General features: G+C 41.7%; 16 protein-coding genes and 2 tRNA genes. 8 read left to right on the top strand and 10 right to left on the bottom strand.

Translation table 11 applies throughout. The annotated features are described in order from the left end of the window. Positions 1-8 precede the first annotated feature (8 nt). The 3 genes from G498_RS0110730 (at position 9) to G498_RS0110720 (ending at position 3,584) form a co-directional block, all read left to right on the top strand. On the top strand, positions 9-494 hold the full coding sequence (locus G498_RS0110730) for an acetyl-CoA carboxylase biotin carboxyl carrier protein subunit (RefSeq protein WP_026981148.1): 486 nt from the start codon (positions 9-11) through the stop codon (positions 492-494). Positions 495-496: 2 nt separating this feature from the next. Further along, a complete protein-coding gene (accC, locus tag G498_RS0110725; protein WP_026981147.1) occupies positions 497-1,942 on the top strand; it encodes an acetyl-CoA carboxylase biotin carboxylase subunit in 1,446 nt (481 codons plus the stop codon). 97 nt (positions 1,943-2,039) lie between these two features. Beyond that, on the top strand, positions 2,040-3,584 hold the full coding sequence (locus G498_RS0110720) for an acyl-CoA carboxylase subunit beta (RefSeq protein WP_026981146.1): 1,545 nt from the start codon (positions 2,040-2,042) through the stop codon (positions 3,582-3,584). Positions 3,585-3,625: 41 nt separating this feature from the next. On the opposite strand, the gene G498_RS0110715 is transcribed toward G498_RS0110720, so the two are convergent. The 4 genes from G498_RS0110715 to G498_RS0110700 form a co-directional block, all read right to left on the bottom strand. Continuing rightward, on the bottom strand, positions 3,626-3,862 hold the full coding sequence (locus G498_RS0110715) for a YdcH family protein (protein ID WP_026981145.1): 237 nt from the start codon (positions 3,860-3,862) through the stop codon (positions 3,626-3,628). 133 nt (positions 3,863-3,995) lie between these two features. Next, on the bottom strand, positions 3,996-5,297 hold the full coding sequence (gene rimO / locus G498_RS0110710; RefSeq protein WP_026981144.1) for a 30S ribosomal protein S12 methylthiotransferase RimO: 1,302 nt from the start codon (positions 5,295-5,297) through the stop codon (positions 3,996-3,998). 229 nt (positions 5,298-5,526) lie between these two features. Further along, on the bottom strand, positions 5,527-7,086 hold the full coding sequence (locus tag G498_RS0110705; protein ID WP_026981143.1) for an OmpP1/FadL family transporter: 1,560 nt from the start codon (positions 7,084-7,086) through the stop codon (positions 5,527-5,529). A gap of 72 nt (positions 7,087-7,158) precedes the next feature. Continuing rightward, positions 7,159-8,184: a hypothetical protein gene (locus tag G498_RS0110700; protein WP_131387670.1), complete on the bottom strand. Its 1,026-nt coding sequence runs from the start codon at positions 8,182-8,184 to the stop codon at positions 7,159-7,161. A 101-nt stretch (positions 8,185-8,285) separates the two neighbouring features. On the opposite strand from G498_RS0110700, the gene proS reads away from it, so the two are divergent. From proS to typA, 5 genes are all read left to right on the top strand, one after another. Next, positions 8,286-9,764 carry a proline--tRNA ligase gene (gene proS, locus G498_RS0110695; RefSeq protein WP_026981141.1) on the top strand — a complete coding sequence of 493 codons (1,479 nt, stop codon included), beginning with the start codon at positions 8,286-8,288 and terminating at the stop codon, positions 9,762-9,764. A gap of 80 nt (positions 9,765-9,844) precedes the next feature. Further along, a tRNA-Glu gene (locus tag G498_RS0110690) sits at positions 9,845-9,916 on the top strand. Between the two features lie 28 nt (positions 9,917-9,944). Continuing rightward, positions 9,945-10,016: transfer RNA gene (locus G498_RS0110685), tRNA-Glu, on the top strand. 156 nt (positions 10,017-10,172) lie between these two features. Then, positions 10,173-10,424, top strand: coding sequence for a 30S ribosomal protein S20 (rpsT, locus tag G498_RS0110680; RefSeq protein ID WP_026981140.1), 252 nt, complete (start codon positions 10,173-10,175; stop codon positions 10,422-10,424). Between the two features lie 143 nt (positions 10,425-10,567). After that, positions 10,568-12,367, top strand: a complete 1,800-nt coding sequence (gene typA, locus G498_RS0110675; protein ID WP_026981139.1) for a translational GTPase TypA — start codon at positions 10,568-10,570, stop codon at positions 12,365-12,367. 72 nt (positions 12,368-12,439) lie between these two features. On the opposite strand, the gene G498_RS0110670 is transcribed toward typA, so the two are convergent. From G498_RS0110670 to G498_RS0110645, 6 genes are all read right to left on the bottom strand, one after another. Next, positions 12,440-14,764 carry a T9SS type B sorting domain-containing protein gene (locus G498_RS0110670; RefSeq protein WP_026981138.1) on the bottom strand — a complete coding sequence of 775 codons (2,325 nt, stop codon included), beginning with the start codon at positions 14,762-14,764 and terminating at the stop codon, positions 12,440-12,442. 27 nt (positions 14,765-14,791) lie between these two features. Next, complete coding sequence (locus tag G498_RS0110665) at positions 14,792-15,631, bottom strand: ABC transporter permease (RefSeq protein WP_026981137.1); 840 nt, start codon at positions 15,629-15,631, stop codon at positions 14,792-14,794. 26 nt (positions 15,632-15,657) lie between these two features. After that, positions 15,658-16,554 (bottom strand): ABC transporter ATP-binding protein, encoded by an 897-nt coding sequence (locus G498_RS0110660; RefSeq protein WP_026981136.1) that lies wholly within the window; start codon positions 16,552-16,554, stop codon positions 15,658-15,660. A gap of 54 nt (positions 16,555-16,608) precedes the next feature. Beyond that, positions 16,609-18,438, bottom strand: a complete 1,830-nt coding sequence (locus G498_RS0110655) for a BamA/TamA family outer membrane protein (RefSeq protein ID WP_026981135.1) — start codon at positions 18,436-18,438, stop codon at positions 16,609-16,611. A 99-nt stretch (positions 18,439-18,537) separates the two neighbouring features. Continuing rightward, positions 18,538-18,810 carry a DUF4242 domain-containing protein gene (locus G498_RS0110650; RefSeq protein ID WP_026981134.1) on the bottom strand — a complete coding sequence of 91 codons (273 nt, stop codon included), beginning with the start codon at positions 18,808-18,810 and terminating at the stop codon, positions 18,538-18,540. Between the two features lie 208 nt (positions 18,811-19,018). Next, positions 19,019-20,077 (bottom strand): nucleoid-associated protein, encoded by a 1,059-nt coding sequence (locus tag G498_RS0110645; RefSeq protein WP_026981133.1) that lies wholly within the window; start codon positions 20,075-20,077, stop codon positions 19,019-19,021. Between the last annotated feature and the right edge of the window lie 4 nt (positions 20,078-20,081).

The raw sequence follows: 20,081 nt of genomic DNA, 5'->3' as shown, positions 1-20,081 counted from the left end.
TAACCTAAATGAGTGCAACTTATAAAATCACGGTAAACAAAACCCTTACCGTGGAAGCATCAGAAAATGATGCAAACTCCTTTGATGCTTTGGCTTTAGGAAATGCGAAGTACCACATCTTAAAAGACAACCTCCCGTATCATGCCGAAATTGTAGAAGCAGATTTCAACGCCAAAAAATACACGGTGCGAATCAACAATACCGATTATGCAGTAGATATTGCCAATCCGTTAGACCAGCTTATCAAGGAAATGGGTTTTGCGGTGGGAGCGACCAAACAAGTCAATTCCATCAAAGCGCCAATGCCGGGCTTAATCCTGGAAATCAATGTGGAAGTAGGGCAAGAAGTCAAAGAAAACGACCCGATTCTGATTTTAGGCGCGATGAAAATGGAAAACAGTTTCCTTTCTCCAAGAGACGGTGTTATCAAGTCTATTGCAGTTTCTAAAGACCAGGCCGTAGACAAAGGTCAATTGTTAATCGAATTCGAATAATCATGAAGAAAATATTAGTAGCTAACCGTGGGGAAATTGCCCTACGCGTCATGAAAACGGCCCGCAAGATGGGAATCAAAACCGTAGCCGTATATTCCGTTGCCGACAGAAATGCACCGCATGTTAAATTTGCCGACGAAGCGGTTTGTATCGGGGAAGCCCCATCCAATCAGTCGTATTTGTTAGGCGATAAAATTATCGAAGTAGCAAAATCCTTAAACGTAGACGGCATCCATCCGGGTTACGGTTTCCTGAGTGAAAATGCTGATTTCGCCGAATTAGCCGAGAAAAATAACATCACCTTCATCGGACCAAAATCCAAAGCCATCCACATCATGGGAAGCAAATTAGCGGCCAAAGATGCGGTAAAAGCCTATGATATTCCAATGGTTCCCGGTGTAGACAAAGCCATTACCGATATTGAAGAAGCGAAACAAGTAGCGAAACAAATCGGTTTTCCTATCCTGATTAAAGCTTCTGCCGGCGGTGGCGGAAAAGGAATGCGCGTGGTAGAAAACGAAGCCGAATTCGAATCGCAAATGAACCGTGCCATCAGTGAAGCAGTTTCCGCTTTCGGAGACGGTTCTGTTTTTATCGAAAAATATGTGGCCTCACCGCGTCACATCGAAATACAGGTCATGGCAGACAGCCACGGCAATATTCTGTATTTGTTTGAAAGAGAATGTTCGATTCAGCGTCGTCACCAAAAAGTGGTGGAAGAAGCACCATCTGCAGTTTTAACACCGGAAATCCGTAAAGCGATGGGAGAAGCCGCTGTGAAAGTTGCCCAATCGTGCGATTATTTAGGCGCCGGAACCGTGGAATTCCTTTTGGATGAAAACAAAAACTTCTACTTTTTGGAGATGAATACGCGTTTGCAGGTAGAACACCCTGTAACCGAAATGATTACCGGTATGGACTTGGTGGAAATGCAAATCCGTGTGGCTCGTGGCGAAGCGTTAAACATCAGGCAGGAAGATTTGCACATCAACGGTCATGCGATGGAATTGCGTGTGTACTGCGAAGATCCGCTGAACGATTTCCTTCCGAATGTCGGAAAATTGGACGTTTACCAGGTACCGCAAGGCGAAGGCATCCGCGTAGACGACGGTTTTGAAGAGGGAATGGAAGTGCCGATTTATTACGACCCGATGCTTTCCAAACTGATTACCTACGGAAAAACCCGAGAAGAAGCTATCCAGAAAATGATTGAAGCCATTAAAGCATACAAGATTGAAGGTGTTCATACCACGTTGCCGTTCGGAACGTTTGTCATGGAGCATGAAGCCTTCCGTTCCGGAAATTTCGATACACATTTCGTAAAAAAATATTACGACAGTGAAGTATTGAAAGCCCAAATGGACAAAGAAGCAGAAGTAGCGGCTTATGTGGCTCTGAAACAGTATTTAACCGATCAGAAAATCTTACGCGTACCAACACATTTATAGTCTAAAAGTGAGAAGTGAGAAGTGAGATTGATGATACACACTGCAAACGGAATACTGAAAACGGCCTACTATTAAACTGTATACTAAAAATTAAATCATGGAATCAAATAAATTTGACATATTAAATCATAAAATCGCCGAATCCAAGTTAGGAGGCGGTGAAAAAAGAATTGCCACCCAGCACGCCAAAAAGAAATTAACGGCACGTGAGCGCATCGAATATTTCTTTGACGAAGGTTCGTTCGAGGAAATCGGTGCATTCGTCACCCACCGAACCAAAGATTTCGGCATGGATAAAGAACATTATTTAGGCGACGGTGTAATCACCGGTTACGGAACGGTTAACGGCCGATTGGTGTATGCTTTCGCTCAGGATTTTACCGTTTTTGGAGGTGCTTTATCCGAAACCCACGCCGAAAAAATCTGTAAAGTAATGGATATGGCGCTGAAAGTTGGTGCTCCAATGATTGGTTTGAACGATTCCGGTGGTGCCCGTATTCAGGAAGGGGTTCGCTCTTTGGGAGGTTATGCGGATATTTTCTTCCGAAACGTTCAGGCTTCCGGAGTAATTCCCCAAATTTCAGCCATTATGGGACCTTGTGCCGGTGGAGCGGTTTATTCTCCGGCCATGACCGATTTTACGATGATGGTGGAAAATACGTCTTATATGTTCGTAACCGGTCCGAACGTGGTGAAAACGGTAACCAACGAAGAAGTAACTTCCGAAGAATTGGGTGGAGCATCAACACACTCTACAAAATCAGGAGTGGCACACACGACTTCTGCCAACGATGTGGAATGTCTGGAAGACGTAAAACGTTTGCTGAGCTACATTCCGCAAAACAATACCGAAACCGTTGAAGATTTGCCTTATGAATTGGGAGAGGAACTACGCGAGCAGTTAAACAACATTGTTCCGGACAATCCAAACAAACCGTACGACATGCACGAGGTGGTTAACGCCATTATTGATGAGGAAACATTCTTCGAAATCCATAAAAATTATGCGGAAAACATCATTGTTGGTTTTGCAAGAATCGGCGGAAAAAGCGTAGGAGTAGTGGCAAACAATCCAATGTTCTTAGCCGGGTGTTTGGACGTGAACAGTTCGATTAAAGCGGCACGTTTTACCCGTTTTTGCGATGCGTTCAACATTCCGTTACTGGTATTGGTAGACGTACCGGGCTTTTTACCGGGAACGGATCAGGAATGGAACGGAATTATTGTTCACGGTGCAAAATTATTGTACGCATTGAGTGAGGCTACTGTTCCGAAAGTAACGGTAATTACCCGAAAAGCCTACGGTGGCGCATACGACGTAATGAACTCGAAACACATCGGAGCGGATATGAACTTCGCGTGGCCGGGAGCAGAAATCGCGGTTATGGGAGCCAAAGGTGCTTCTGAAATCATCTTCAAAAAAGAAATTGCCGAAGCAGCCGATCCTGCAGCCAAATTATTAGAAAAAGAAGCGGAATACGCCGAGAAATTCGCCAACCCGTACCGAGCGGCGCAACGCGGTTTTATCGATGAGGTCATCTTCCCACAGGACACGCGCCGAAAACTGATCAAAGCGTTCAAAATGCTGGAAAACAAAGTGGTGGATACGCCGAAACGCAAACACGGAAATATTCCTTTATAATTTTAATACAAAAAAACCGCCTAAAAAGGCGGTTTTTATTTTTAATTCTGTTGCAGATAATTGTAAATCATGTCCTTCAAAAACACGCGGTCCTTTCTCAGCTGCGACAACTCATCATCCATTGCAAGTTCCTGATCGGTTTCAATTTTATAAATTTTGTCATCTAACTCCGTGTAGGAATGCAATAAAACCTGAAATTCATCATTGTGGTGATACAAGTCTTTAATTTTGTCTGCATATTCAGGAAAGTCCTGATAAATGGGATGCTTGGTTATCATACTACTGAATTTTAAAATTTCACACTTAAAGTTACTAATAAAAAAGCAGTGTTACGAGGTTAAATGGTGTTGGAAATAAAAAAAATCCTCACTGAAAAGTAAGGATTTCTGTTCTGATTACTGTCGAAAAGTATTAAACCGGCTCACCGTACAAGTCAAATTCGGTGGCATCGATAATCGAAACATTTACAAAATCACCGGTTTTTAAGTAGAATTTGGAAGCGTCAATCAATACTTCGTTGTCCACATCCGGGCTGTCAAATTCGGTTCTTCCGATAAAATATTGTCCTTCTTTGCGGTCGATGATACATTTAAAAGTCTGTCCGATTTTCTCCTGATTCAAATCCCAGGAAATCTGCGCCTGAATGTCCATGATTTCAGCAGCACGTGCTTGTTTCACTTCCTCCGGTACATCATCCACTAAACTGTAGGCGTGTGTGTTTTCTTCGTGCGAATAGGTAAAACAGCCCAAACGCTCGAAACGCATTTCTTCCACCCAGTTTTTCAGGATCTGGAAATCTTCTTCCGTTTCACCTGGATACCCCACAATCAAAGTCGTACGGATCGCCATTTCCGGAACCGCAGCACGGAATTCTTTCAACAACTTCGTAGTCTTCTCGTATGTTGTGCCACGACGCATTGATTTCAATACGTTATCGGCAATATGTTGTAACGGAATGTCGATATAATTACAGATTTTCGGCTCGCGCTTCATCAGTTCCAATACTTCCATCGGAAAACCGGTAGGGAAAGCATAATGCAATCGAATCCACTCGATGCCTTCCACTTTTACCAAAGCTTCCAAAAGCTCGGCTAAATTTCTCTTTTTGTATAAGTCTAAACCGTAATAGGTTAAATCCTGAGCGATAAGAATTAATTCTTTCACGCCGTTTTTCGCTAATTTTTCCGCTTCAATTACCAGATTTTCAATCGGTGTCGAAACGTGTTTCCCGCGCATCAAAGGAATCGCACAAAAACTGCACGGACGGTCGCAACCTTCCGATATTTTTAAATAGGCATAGTTTTTCGGAGTCGTCGTCAAACGCTCACCGATCAACTCGTGTTTGTAATCTGCGCCTAAAGCTTTTAATAATAAAGGCAATTCCGTAGTGCCGAAATATTGGTCTACGTTCGGGATTTCTTTCTCTAAGTCCGGACGGTAACGCTCGCTCAAACAGCCGGTTACGAAAACTTTGTCCACTAAGCCCTGTTCTTTTTTATCGGCATATTCCAAAATCGTATTCACCGATTCCTCTTTGGCGTTGTCGATAAAACCACAAGTGTTAATCACCACGATGTTGCCTTCCTGCTCGTGAACTACCTCTTTGCCATTGGCTTTCAGCTGTCCCATCAATACTTCACTGTCATAGGTGTTTTTGGAACATCCCAGGGTGATTACATTAATTTTGTTTTTCTTTAACGACTTGGTTCTCATATCTTTACGAAACTTATTTTAAGAAAGTGCGCAAAATTACGCTTTTTATAATTAGGAGCACCATCGTTTGGGAATTTTTTAAGGGTTTGGTCCCGCCATCCGTTTTATCTTTTCCTTTTTTTAGTCAAAAAGTAAAAGGATGCCACTGCTGTCGGGGCTAGAGGCAAACGTTCAGGCATAAAAAAAACCGCTCCTTGCGGAACGGTTTGTCTTGAAACATACGCTAAGATTAAAAATCAATCGTGTACGATAGCAATATGTTGTTGTTTTTAGAACTTATTTTAGCGGCATCCGTCATCCCGGAAGACATAAACGGCAATTCTGAGTCGCGTTTCGAGAACGAATAAGCTAAATCCAAACGGGAACCTTTAAAGTTGTAGCCTAAACCTGCTGTATAACCGGTTAAATCGCCAACGGTTTTTCCGTTTTTGTATGGGCTTTCTTCAAAGCGGTAACCGGCGCGCAAGCTGGCTTGTTTGATTTTGTATTCCGCACCAATGCGGTATTCGTTGGCGGTGGTAAGTTCGTCAGCCATTACAGCATTTAAATCCCTGAAAAGACTTTCTCTTTTTGGTCGGAACTGCGTATTGCTGTAATCCTTAATCGCATAATCAAAACTGATTAAACCGTTTTTGCCAAAAATATAAGCCAAACTTCCGGTGAATTTTCCGGGCGTCTGAATTTTATATGGTTCGTAAATATTCACGATACCCGGATCGACAACATCGGTAAAAACATTGGCACCATCAGTACTCACAGCAACTAATCGTTGTGTTAATTCATCATTCAGGCGGTACCAGGTAGGCGATTCATAAGCCAAACCACCCCGGAACGAATCTGAAAATTTAGCAATCACCCCTAAGTTGAACGAGAATCCGCCACCATAGGTATACAAATCGTTGTCAAACCGAATTTCCTGTACACCAAGAGCAGGGTTGTTGCTGTTGCGTTCGTAAACGGATGAACTTTTCCGGAAATCGGTAAAATGAGCATTCAGATTAAGTCCAATGTATAATTTGTCCTGATATTGTGCCGCCACGTTGGCTGTGATTTTTCCGTTATAGCCTTCCGTTACCACACTGTTTTCCTGATAGAAACTACCCGGAGGAATATTCGATTGGTAAAAAGGAGGAGTGTTAGGTGTTGTGCCTGTTCCGTCATTGTAATCATAAAGAAAAGCCCGATATCCCAACATAGCTTGCTGCGCTGCAAAACCATTGGATAGTGAAGCCAAATAGCTGTAAAGGTCTGAAACGGTTTCTCCCGCTTGGGTTTCCATCAAATCTATAGGAAATATATTTCCGTTGTTTCCGAAATTGGCAAAGTTTAAAAAGTAATTCCCTATTGAGGTAGTTGGATTGGTTCCTCTGGAGTAATAACTGTTGTCAAAATTGTTATTTACTTCGTAATTAAAGGCTACGGCAATTTTTTTCCAGTCGCTTTTACCACTGTCTTTAAAAACAAATACAGCCCCTAACTGATTGATGTCGAAGATACTTTCGGAATCAGATGAAGTCGTTCCGAAATAGTTGGAATTGTTCTTACTATTAAAAACACCAAGCGTTCCCGTCGCGGAATTGTAATTGAAAATAGCAGAACCGGCAGGGTTGATGTTGATAGCCGATAAATCGCCGCCTACTGCTCCAAAAGCACCGCTTAATCCTCTAAAACGCGCTGTTCCGTTTAAATCGGTAACGGCATAGCGCAAGGCATCTGAAGGAGTGGTTTGCTGAGCGATGGCGCTGCCTCCTGAAACCAGTATTAATGCTGAAAGTAAGTATTTTTTCATGATGTGTGTTTTTTTTCAATGGTACAATAAAAATCCCAAGTCTTAAAAAGTCAGACTTGGGAAAAATATATGTTATCTTCTGCCGCCTGAGCGACCGCCGCCATAACTTCCGCCACCGGAAGAACCAGAACTTCTAGGGCTGGAATATCCACCGGAACTTGGAGCGCTGTAACTTCTTGGTGAAGAACTTCTAGGTTCACTGTAACTTCTGGGAGAAGAACTTCTGGGTTCACTGTAAGTTCTGGGAGTGCTTTTAGGTTCGTTGCTTCTCGGAGTATTTATTCTAGGCGAACCGGAACCCTGATTGCCTTCACTTCCGCGAGGATTAGAAAAGGTTGGTCTTGGCGTATCGTTTTGGTATTGACTGCTTCTCGGGTTAGCAAAAGTACTTCTCGGCTGTGCACTACGCGGAGCACCTATGGCAGAACTTCTTCCGTTGCCGGCGTTTCTGTAATAGTTGCCATTGCCGTTATAGTATCGTCCTCTTGTTCCGCCATTGTATGCTACATCTCTGTAGTAACCATGGTAATGATTGTACCAGCTCCATCCCGGACCGTAATATCCGTAGTAATAAGGTGAGTACCAACCCCATCCGTAGTAAGGATAGTTCCATCCCCATCCAACATTCCAGTAACTTCCGTAGTAAGAGTTCCAGCCCCATCCCCAGCTCCATCTTGGGGAGTACCAGGAATTCCACCCCCAGTAAGGCGTGTACCATCCGCCCCAATAATCATTGGAGTAAACATTGATTGTAACGTTATCGGAGTTTTCACCCCATCCGGCATAGCTTTTATTGGCTACTTTTGTAGAATCGTTATTTTGAGAAGTATAGCCTTCCACATCTGTAAAGACTTCGTTGTTTTCTGGATATTCATCGCGGTAGGAACCGAAAAATTCTTTGTATTTATTGGCCTGTGCCATATTTTCTTCGCTGTATTTGTTTACCGTTTCTGTTCGGGGTCTGTCGGAACCGTAAACACCATCATTGTCATAGTACGATGAATTCTGGTACGAACCACAGGAAGAAGCCAAAAGTCCTACTAATCCAAATAGTGTATAAATGGATAATTTTCGGCCGGATAGGTAATTAGTTTTCATATCGCTGGTTTTTTTATTGTTGGACATAACAAAAATAGTTAGTTTTGTCGAACTATTTTATCAAAGATAAGTTAAACAATATTTGTGCCAAAGTATTTAAAATGAGTAAAAACTTAACAAAAAGATCAGAAGATTATTCCAAATGGTATAATGAATTGGTCGTGAAAGCAGATTTAGCGGAAAACTCAGGCGTAAGAGGTTGTATGGTAATCAAACCGTACGGCTATGCAATCTGGGAAAAAATGCAGAAAGAATTAGACCGTATGTTTAAAGAAACCGGTCACAGTAATGCGTATTTCCCCTTGTTCGTGCCCAAGAGTATGTTTGAGGCTGAAGAAAAAAACGCCGAAGGATTCGCTAAAGAATGTGCTATTGTTACGCATTACCGTTTAAAAACCGATGAGGAAAACAAAGGCAAACTTATCGTAGATCCGAATGCGAAATTAGAAGAAGAATTAATCGTGCGTCCGACCAGTGAGGCGATTATCTGGTCTACTTATAAAGGTTGGGTGCAATCCTACAGAGATTTACCGTTGTTGATTAATCAATGGGCGAATGTGGTGCGTTGGGAAATGCGTACCCGTTTGTTCCTGCGTACAGCGGAATTTTTATGGCAGGAAGGGCACACCGCTCACGCGACGAAACAGGAAGCTATTGAAGAATCCGTACAAATGATGAATGTCTATGCGGATTTTGTGGAAAATTTCATGGCGATTCCGGTAGTGAAAGGGGTGAAAACCGAAACCGAGCGTTTTGCCGGCGCGGAAGAGACCTATTGTATCGAAGCGTTGATGCAGGACGGAAAAGCACTTCAGGCTGGAACCTCGCACTTCTTAGGGCAGAATTTTGCCAAAGCTTTTGACGTGAAATTTGCCAATAAAGAAGGAAAACAGGAACACGTTTGGGGAACATCTTGGGGAGTTTCCACCCGTTTGATGGGAGCGTTAGTGATGACACATTCCGATGATAACGGTTTGGTGTTGCCTCCGAATTTAGCACCAATCCAGGTGGTAATCGTACCGATTCACAGAACCGATGAGCAACTGGATGCGATTTCGGCTCAGGTAAATGAGTTGATGAAAGACTTGCGTAAAGTCGGTGTTTCTGTGAAATACGATAACAGAGATACCCAAAAACCAGGCTTTAAGTTTGCCGAGTGGGAACTGAAAGGGGTTCCGGTGCGTCTGGCGATTGGTCCGAATGATTTGGAAAACGGAACCTATGAAGTGGCCCGCCGCGATACATTAAGCAAAGAAACGGTTTCGAAAGACGGAATTGTAACCTATTTGCAGAATTTATTGGAGCAAATTCAGAGCGACTTGTTTAGCAAGGCTTTGGAATACAGAAATGCACACATCACAGAAGTAAATTCGTTTGAAGAATTCCAGGACGTTTTAGAAAATAAAACCGGTTTCATTTCCGCACATTGGGATGGTACGCCGGAGACTGAAGAAAAGATAAAAGAACTTACAAAAGCGACCATTCGCTGTATCGCTCTGGACCGAAAAGAAGAAGCGGGAAGCTGTGTGTTTACAGGTAAACCGTCCTCCGGAAGAGTGCTTTTTGCTAAGGCCTATTAAAAAAAGATATTTTTTTTGTTTGAAGTGTTGCAGGAATAGAAATTAGTTGTATTTTTGCAACCGCAATAAAGAAAAAAGAAGGCCCGTTCGTCTATCGGTTAGGACGCCAGGTTTTCATCCTGGTAAGAGGGGTTCGATTCCCCTACGGGCTACTTTATTGAAATTGGGTTACAAGGTTTTGGCCCGTTCGTCTATCGGTTAGGACGCCAGGTTTTCATCCTGGTAAGAGGGGTTCGATTCCCCTACGGGCTACAAGATTAGTTGTGAAATAGTTTTATGAAATAAAAATTCAGTGTCTCGGGTTTTTATTTTATTAGTTAAAACCAAAGTGATTGTTTACAATTGTGGGAGGTTTTTCTTTTTTAACTAATAGTTTAAAATAATTATTACAATTAAAAAAAGATTACAATGGCAAATCATAAGTCAGCTTTAAAAAGAATTAGAAGCAACGAGAAAAAAAGAGTATTAAACAGATACCAACACAAAACTACACGTAACGCTATCAAAGCGATCCGTTTAGCGACTGACAAATCTGAGGCAGCTGCAAAATTATCTACAGTTATCTCTATGATTGACAAATTAGCGAAGAAAAACATCATTCACGCTAACAAAGCTTCGAACTTAAAATCTAAATTAACAAGACACGTAGCTTCTTTATAGTAGTGCGTTTCCTGCAAAATACTAAAGCTCTCATTCTGAGGGCTTTTTTTGTATTGTTCAATGATTAAAATTTGCTAACTACTTCATAATTAGTCTTTTTAATCCAAAAAATAGTTGTACTTTTGCACCTTCAAAATTAGTATATGACTTCAATTAGAAACATCGCGATTATTGCCCACGTAGACCACGGTAAAACTACTCTGGTAGACAAAATCATGTATCATTGCCAATTGTTCCGTGACAACGAGAACACTGGCGATTTAATATTAGACAACAACGATCTTGAGAGAGAGCGTGGAATTACTATCGTTTCCAAGAACGTTTCCGTTACTTACAAAGGAACCAAAATTAATATTATCGATACTCCGGGTCACGCCGATTTCGGTGGTGAAGTTGAGCGTGTGTTAAACATGGCCGACGGTGTTTTATTGTTAGTGGATGCTTTTGAAGGTCCGATGCCGCAAACCCGTTTCGTATTGCAGAAAGCGATCGATTTAGGGTTAAAACCATGTGTGGTGGTAAATAAAGTGGACAAAGAAAACTGTACTCCGGAAGAAGTACATGAAAAAGTATTCGACTTAATGTTCGAATTAGGAGCAGAAGAGTGGCAGTTGGACTTCCCAACCGTTTACGGTTCCGCTAAAAACAACTGGATGTCTACCGACTGGAAAAACCAAACGGAAAACATCGAGCCGTTATTGGATATGGTATTGGAACACATTCCGGCGCCAAAAGTATCGGAAGGAACCCCTCAGATGCTGATTACTTCTTTGGATTTCTCATCGTTTACTGGACGTATCGCCATCGGTCGTTTGCAAAGAGGCGAACTGAAAGAAGGTCAGAACATTTCGTTGGTAAAACGCGACGGGAAAATCATCAAATCTAAAATTAAAGAATTACACACTTTTGACGGTTTAGGTCGTAAAAAAGTAGAAAGTGTAAAAGCCGGAGATATTTGTGCGATTGTTGGTTTAGAAGGTTTTGAAATCGGTGATACGGTTGCAGATTTCGAAAACCCGGAAGCATTAGCATCCATTGCTATTGACGAGCCAACCATGAGCATGCTGTTCACGATTAACGATTCGCCGTTCTTTGGTAAAGAAGGTAAGTTTGTTACGTCTCGTCACGTAAAAGACCGTTTAATGAAAGAGTTGGAGAAAAACTTAGCCTTACGTGTTAATGAAACCGATTCTGCTGATAAATTCATGGTTTTCGGACGTGGTGTATTGCACTTATCGGTTTTAATTGAAACCATGCGTCGTGAAGGATACGAGTTACAAATTGGTCAGCCACAGGTAATCATCAAAGAAATTGACGGTGTAAAATGTGAGCCAATTGAGGAATTAACTATTGATTTGCCGGAAAACGTATCCGGTAGAGCCGTGGAATTCGTAACCGTTCGTAAAGGGGAAATGCTAAGCATGGAACCAAGAGGTGAACGTATGATTATCAAATTCAACATTCCTTCCAGAGGGATCATCGGTTTGAGAAACCAGTTGTTAACCGCTACTGCCGGTGAAGCGATCATGTCTCACCGTTTCTTGGAATACCAACCGTACAAAGGAGAAATTGCGGGTCGTATCAATGGTTCGTTAATTTCCATGGAAAACGGAAAAGCAATTCCTTACTCTATCAACAAATTGCAGGAAAGAGGTAAATTCTTTGTAGATCCGAATGAAGATGTTTACGAAGGTCAGGTAGTAGGGGAGAACTCTCGTGGAGATGATATGGTAATCAACATCACCAAAACGAAACAGTTAACCAACTTCCGTTCGGCTGGAGCGGATGATAAAACCAGAATTGTTCCGGCTATCAAATTCTCTTTAGAGGAAGCGTTAGAATACATTCAGAAAGACGAATATGTTGAGGTAACACCAAAATCACTTCGTTTGCGTAAAATCTACCTGAACGAGAACGACAGAAAACGTTACAAAATTGATTAATTGCAATAGCAGATAAATAAAAAAACCACTCAATTCGAGTGGTTTTTTTTATGTTTAGGCTTTTCCTGTACATTATCGTTTCAAAGAAAAATGGCCTCTGACGGTCCTGCCGTTTTCAAGTTTAAGCAAAAACCAGTAATCATCGGAAGGCAATTGATTATTTCCGATTTGTCCGTCCCAACCATTTCCGGAAGGAGCGAGTTGTTTTAACAGTTTGCCGTACCGATTGAAAATATACAATTCCGCATTAGGGAAATCAATATCTAAATTCTTGATGAACCAACGGTCGTTGTAGCCGTCACCGTTGGGCGTGAAAAAATTAGGATAATCCAGAACGTAAACAACTTCCGGAGGTGCCATACCGCAACCGTTCTTATCACGCACATAAACCGTATATTCCCCAGCGGAAACACCGGTAAAGACATTGATGTCCTGAAACACTATATTGTCCAATGAATATTCATAATTTCCGTTTCCGGAAGTGTAAACCGTAATGGAATTCCCGTTTCCGGAAAAACTGACAACTTCTATGTGGGTAATGGTTGGCGCTTCAGAACTAACAACCGTAAAAGTTCTGATGGCTTTACAACCCTCTGAATTTGTGACTGTTACGGTGTAGCTTCCTGCGGTGTTAACCGTAATGGTTTGTGTGGTTGTTGTTGGGGTAGTATTCCACAAGTACGTTGTAAAACCGCTTCCGGCATCTAGAAGGGTGGTGGTACTTTCACAAATTCCAACCGTTTCATTGTCAAAATTATCCGGTGAGAAAGTATTTACCTGTAAAGTAACCGGAAGGATTTCATAACAGGAACCACTGCTGATTACCTGAGCATAAATGGTTTGCGTATAATCGTCCGTATTAGAAAAAGGACTGCTTAACGGATTGGTCAGGGCAGCCGCATCCGCTAAAGAAGTAAAATACTGAATAGACGAACCGGCGGGCAAGGTATTAGCATCTTCAATCGCCTGTGTAATCTCATTTAAATCAAACTGATAGAAACCGTCCTGATCATCATCGCCGTCACAAACTTTAACGGTATTTATCGGATTTAAAGGAGAACTGCTTTGTACCTGGAGTGTGATGTTTGCATAATCCACACAGTCGAAAACATTCTTAATCCGTGCCACAATATTATTTCCGGCAGCATTGGAATACGAACCAGGATTTGCAATGGCATTTTGCTGGTTTTGGGCATCCGTCAGATTGTGATAAAAACCGGTTACTTGCATCGTATTGTCGTTACCCGTTATGGCAGTGCTGGCAGCCGTTAAATTAAAAATGGCGATGTTATCACTGTTGTCGTCACATTTCGAGAGTGTTGTGGGCAGGGCTGTAACTGAAGCATATTCCACATTAATGTAACCGTTTACAATACAACTGCCGATATCTGCTTTTATGTTGTAAACGCCCGGAGCAGTAATGGTATACGTCGGATTACTTACGTTGATATAACCCGGAATCGGAACATCGTTTTTAAACCAAGAGTAACTTAAAGTGCCCGGAACCGTGTAATCCGGAGTAACAGTTAGGGTTTCTCCCGGGCATAACGGGTTGCCGTCAGCAATTAAACGGTCGTCTCCCATGGCAAAATCATTGTTGAAAGTACTGCCGCCAATAAAAATGGCTGAATCGTAAAGATTGTTTCCCTGATCGGCAATCACCATTTTGATATGATAGGAAGCCCCGGGTGTAATATCGGCTTCGGCCAGTAAAACTTTCGTTTGACCGTTAAAGTTTGTGGGATGCATACTGCCGTTGAACGCATCAAAATATTGCGTATTAGCTGGCGGACAAATTGTTCCCGCACCTCTAACAGTCGTCACCTTTACCGGAATGTTTGTTCCTGGTACAACTGCTAAATTCTGATAACTCGGATTTCCGATTTTTTTCAGTAAGAAGGCAAAACCATCCGAATAATTGCATTGGTTGGATCCGGGATTGGATAAATATTGCTCCGAAGAGAAAATATAATTGAAACTCATGTAATTGGTTACCGCCACAAAATCAAATTCCACCACGGTTGCGTTAATCGTGTTGGATTCTCCGATAGCGGCTTCCAGATCGTTATCACCGCCCCAGGACGTCGGGCCTTCGCTTAATAAAGAAGTATTCGGACCAACTGCCGAACTGGCTTTTCCGGTAGAAATGATAAGGCCGTTTTCCAACGGAAATCCGGAACCGTTGCTTTCAAACCAGGCGAAACTTTTTTCTCCCGAACCAAAATTATAACCGTTAATGGTAATGTTGGTTGGCTGAACACAACTTCCTCCCGAGAATAATTGCTGTACCAGTTGCTCGGGTGTTTTGGAGTTGTCTATAAGGATATTCTGTGCCGATAAAATCTGTGAAAATATCAGCAAAAACAGTAGAGGGCAATATTTTTTGTATTCACGCATAGTATCAGCAAAGATACTATAAAGATACTATAAGTCTCTTTTTTGAAGAATTTTATACGATAAGAATACAAAAATAACGGTCCAAACGACAACAATTAAAACGGAGTGGAAATGAACATCGTAATCTTTTACAAATTTCTCCCCGCCAATCATTTCTCCGGCACTTTTAATAACGGAAAGTCTTGTAATGGGCTCTTTAATCAGGTTGCTCATCGATTCTAACGGTAAAAACATTCCGATTTTTTCATAAGTGCCTTCCGGAACGTCAAATTTCCAGCGGAACAGTCCGATTACTATCGCTTCAAAAATGTTCCAGACAAAAAGGAACCCAAGGGCAAAAGCCGAACGTTTCACCAAAATCCCAAGGAATAAGCAGAAAGAGAAGAAAGCCGTTAGTTTCACGAAATAAGCCAAGAGGTATTCCAGATCCGAAAAAACAATGCCAATTTCATCATACGAGGAAAAACTGTACCCCAAAATCAGCGACATGATAAAAACGAAAACCGTCGAACCTAAAGCAAATAAAATAACGGTCAGGAATTTCGATTTAATAAATTCTTTCTTGCTTAACCCGTCGATTAGGTTTTGTTTCAGGGTGCCGTAGCTGTATTCGTTGGCCATCATCGATACAATTACTATGGCTAAAAACAGTTTTAAAAGCGCCGCAATGTACGTGTTGAAATGCCAAATGAACGGGAAGTTAAAAATTCCCTGTTCTGCAATATGAAGTTTGAACGTGCCGAATTCAAATTTTATCGAGGCAATTAAAGCGATGAAAGAAAGCAAAACAAAATAAGCGATGATTAACACTTTACTGGATCGGTTTTTCCAGAGTTTTTGCAGTTCTATAGTTAAAAGACGTTTCATGTTGGTTAGTGTGGATTGATTGATGATTATTGATGATTGGTCAACTGTAAAAACTGCTCTTCAAGGCTGTGTTTGCGTTTAACCAGGTGATTTAGGCAAATGTTATGCTGAAAAAGATAACGATTTACTTCGGCGGCTTCCCACGGCGATTTCAGATAAACGAACAATTTGCCGTCTTCTTCCTCTATTTTTTCTACAGCGTTATGATTGGAAAGGAGGCTTCGCAATTCAGCATTGTTGTCGGCCTGCAGTTCGAAGAATCCTTCGTTGGCAATCATCCCGTCTACGGTTCCGGAGTAAAGCATTTCACCCTTGCGCAAAACAACCACATGCGAACAAACTTTTTCCACTTCATCCAATAAATGGGAAGCCAGCAAAATCGTGGTTCCCAAAGAAGCAATATGTTTGATAATGTCGCGGATTTGACGGATGCCCTGCGGATCCAGACCGTTGGTGGGTTCGTCTAAAATGAGAATTTCAGGGTCGTTTAAAAGTGCCGAAGCAATGGCTAAACGCTGTTTCATCCCAAGCGAAAACGTCCGGAATTTGCTGCCTTTTCGTTCCAGTAATCCCACAACAGCCAGTTTTTCCTCTACTTTGTCGTAATGAATGCCTTTGATGTTGCACACCAGTTGCAGGTTTTCTTCCGCGGTCATGTAAGGGTAGAAGTTGGGTCTTTCGATGATGGCGCCTACTTTTTTCAGGGCATGGTGCGTGTCCATTTGGCCGTCAAACCACTGATAGTTTCCCGAAGTCCGGTTTACCACATTCAGTATAATGCCCAGAGTGGTCGATTTTCCGCTTCCGTTAGGGCCTAAAATCCCGTAAACATTGCCTTTTTTGATTTCGAAGGACACGTTTTTTACCGCGTGTACTTTTCCGAACTCTTTATTAAGATTGTCGATTTTTAAAATGGTTTCCAAGGGCTTTTGTTTTTGATTGATACTAATAGGACGAACGACTTCAGGTTTTGTTACTTACTGAAACGGAACTACGTAAGGTTTTCCGATCTGAAAGTCCGGAAGTTGAATGTCACTGTTTTTGAACGTATTGGTTTTGAACAGGTTATCGCCGCTTCCGGGTATGGTCGGATAATAGGCAAACGAAATCTGAAAGCTGTTAAATACCAGATAATCGTTACTGATTAACACTCCGATTCCGAATTTGGAATACAAACGACTGGATAAAAGCGGTGTTGTGTCATCCCCTAACATTCCAAAGGTTGTATTCAAAAAAGGACTCATACGAAAGCCGTACAGCTGACCGGGCACATAAGTTTGGGTCTGGAGTCCAATTAATAACTTTCTGGTTCCGGTTTGCGTTTCGTTAAAACCCTGAATACCATTGGTTTCACTAAGATTGAGCAAATCGTTTTTTATCGGCAGGCGGTTGTGGCCAATAACCAGTTGTGGCATCACAAACTGTCGGAACTTCCATCTTCCCAATTCGAACAGGTCTGTAAAGTAATTGGCTTCCAGTCGGATAGCGGTTTGTTCGGATTTTCCCGCACTGAAGAAACTTCCCATTTCGATACCGCTGCCAAAATAGCCCCATGAGTAAAAACCTCCAAAGGAAAAGCGTCCGCCCAGATACATTTTTTTGACATCGTTTTTATCTCTGAATCCACTGGTTACAGAGTAATTTTTACCGATTTGAACGTATTCCGGAATGCCGTTGTTAAAAAGGTATTTGGTTTCGACATACTTCCGTGAGGTAATCCCAATGCTTGTCAGATACAGTTTGTTACCGGAAAAATACTGAATCGGATCCAATTCCGGCTCGGGTTTTTCCAGAAAGCGAACGTCGGCAAACCGAAATGTGGTCACCAAGTTGGAAATGCGGTTGTCTTCCGTTCTTCCTTTAAAGATGCGAAACGAATGTCCGGCCCAATAATCCTGCGTTTCGAATTTCAAATTAGCCAGTTGTTTGTTGCCGAGATTGTCAGAAAGAGAATCCCTGTAAAAGCGTTGTTGGAAGCCAATTCCGGCGGCCCATCGCGTATAGGGTGAGAAAAATGAACGGTCTACGCTTATGCCTTTCAGGTAGTTGTCGTCAAAATCAATATCATATAAAAACGTGGAAGAAATGAAGGTGTTTTTAAAGTTTGGAATGGTATAACGCATGCCGTAAGCATTTTCGCTGTCGGTAAAACGCTGCTTAAAGTTGTTTTCAAACTCATGGCCTATTCCCAGAAAATTGCGTTCCGTTATTTCCAGATTGCCCTTTGTATCGGAAATAGAACCGGTGGGAATCAAACTCCAGGAATCCAATACTTTTATGGAAATATCTACAGAATCTTTGCTCCCTTTTACGGCAACCGGTTTGATGGTAACGTTGCGGATATAACGCTGTTGCTGCAGTAAACGTTCGGATTCTTTTACCAACAGCGAGTCCAGTTCGTCATTTTTTTTAAACAGCAGGTAATTCCGGACGGTCCATTTCCGGGTTTTGATATGGAGGTTGTTACCGGTTCGTTCCGCCCAGTTTTTGGGTTTTTTATTTGGGTTATCGACGGCATAGCCAAAAGGATCTAACGTTTCGATTTCGATGTTTCGGATGATTTTACACTCAAAACTGGCAAATTCGTTGGTTTGCGGACGCGTTTGTTTTTTACGTTTCGCCGTTGTTTTCTGCGTAGGTTTGAAAATTAAACGGTGAATGAATTGGGTAAATTTCCTCTTTTTGGAATACCTCTCGATATAACTGTAAACCTTTGTGGTATCTCTGGGAATTCGGGTTACCTGACCGACAGTAGTCTGACCGATAAAAAAGAAAATCAGCGATAAAAAAAGTAAACGTTTCGGCATAATCGGGCACTGAATGGAAATGAAACGTAATTTAGAGGATATTGTTGTAAACGGCAAATAAAAAAGGTCCGAAGACCTTGTGAATAATACGTTTTTAAATCATTCCGAGGTTGTGGGATCGATAACGGTTGCTACTTTGCTAACCGAGTTGGCCGGGAAACCACCTTGTCGGGCATGTTCCCGAATCATTTCTTCGTTTGGGGCAATGTACACGCAGTAAATTTTGTCTCCGGTTACGTAACTGTGTTGCCATTGGATTTCCGAACCCATTTTACGCAATACATTACAGGAAGTCTCAGAAATACCTTTCAACTGTTCGGGAGTAAGGTTTCCGGCTCCGGGAATTTCTCTTTCAATTACATATTTAGGCATAATACTGAAAATTAAATTAGTCCTACTCGTAAGGCTTTTCGGTTTTGCCCCGTTTTTAAAGTGAGTCCGGCTTCACTGATGTGATATGGGGCAAAGTTGAAGTATTAGGATTTTGGTTGGTATCAATTATTGAAATAAACCGTTAAAGTTAAGAAAAAATCCCCAGACATTGCTGTTTGGGGATTGGTTATTTTGTTGAAAATCAGCATTATGACTTGTTTTCTTTGTTGAAATACACCAGATAGTAATACATCTGTTTTTCTTCGTCCCAGCCTTTTTCCACAAATTTTTCAGCACTTTCCGGGTTGATGAAATCCAGTTTGATCTGAATGTTGGTGTCCAGTTCAATAACGTTTTTCATTTTTTTGCGGGCATCGGAAACGGCAGCGTTGGCAATAGGGAAGGTGGTTAAATCTTCAATGCTGTATTTTTCGCCTTTGTCTACTTTATAATTTTTGAATTCGGAAATCAAGTCCGGATTGTCAATTACTTCGTTTAAAAACAACGATTCTTCGAAGTTGTCGTTTTTCGCGAAGTGATTTACCGCGCGGTTCATGAACATTACTTCTTCTTTTTTGTCTTCAGCCGGCAACACCACTTCTTTGGCAAAGTCCTGACAGAATTTCAAATACTTTTTAGTGATGAAATTCTCATCCTGAAACGCATCCACAGATAGGAAATGCTCTAACCAGTAACGGGCATCGTAACGGTTGCTGTCCACCGTCAGAATTTTATAACCTTCTTCTTTTTTGTAGTTGAAGATTAAACAGCCTTTGTCCAGTTTGTTAAGATTAATTCCCTGTTGCAGAATCATTTCCAGGTTGGCATCTTTCTCTTCAAACTGCAGAAAATCAGCCTTCAATTCGCTTTTGAAAACCCCGATAGCATCTACCACATTATTGTCGATGGAAACGTTAGTCAAATACGTCACATAAACCTCTCCGTTTTTAATGTGCGGATGATTGGACTGCTCAAACAGGTGTTTGGTTATTTTCTTTGAAACTTCATGTACACTGCCCGGATTCGCAAAAATCTCGTTGGCAAAATTGTACATTTCGTTGTAATCCAAATCCACATCGTGGGCAAACTGATAATAGTTTTCCTCTTTGTCACGGAACGGTTTAAAGAAAAACTCCTTTAAAAGCGGCATGATCTCATCGTTAAGACCATACGGTTGCTCCGAAAGGAAAATCGCTTCGTTACGGCTTTTGTTTCCAACGCGGTGGATGGATAAGTTGTCGATGTGGGTGTTGAATAGATTAATCATTTTT

The organism is Flavobacterium suncheonense GH29-5 = DSM 17707, assembly GCF_000430025.1.
Taxonomy (GTDB): Bacteria; Bacteroidota; Bacteroidia; order Flavobacteriales; family Flavobacteriaceae; genus Flavobacterium; species Flavobacterium suncheonense.
Note: the sequence above shows the minus strand (reverse complement) of the source record. Positions and strands in the feature narration are given on the sequence as shown.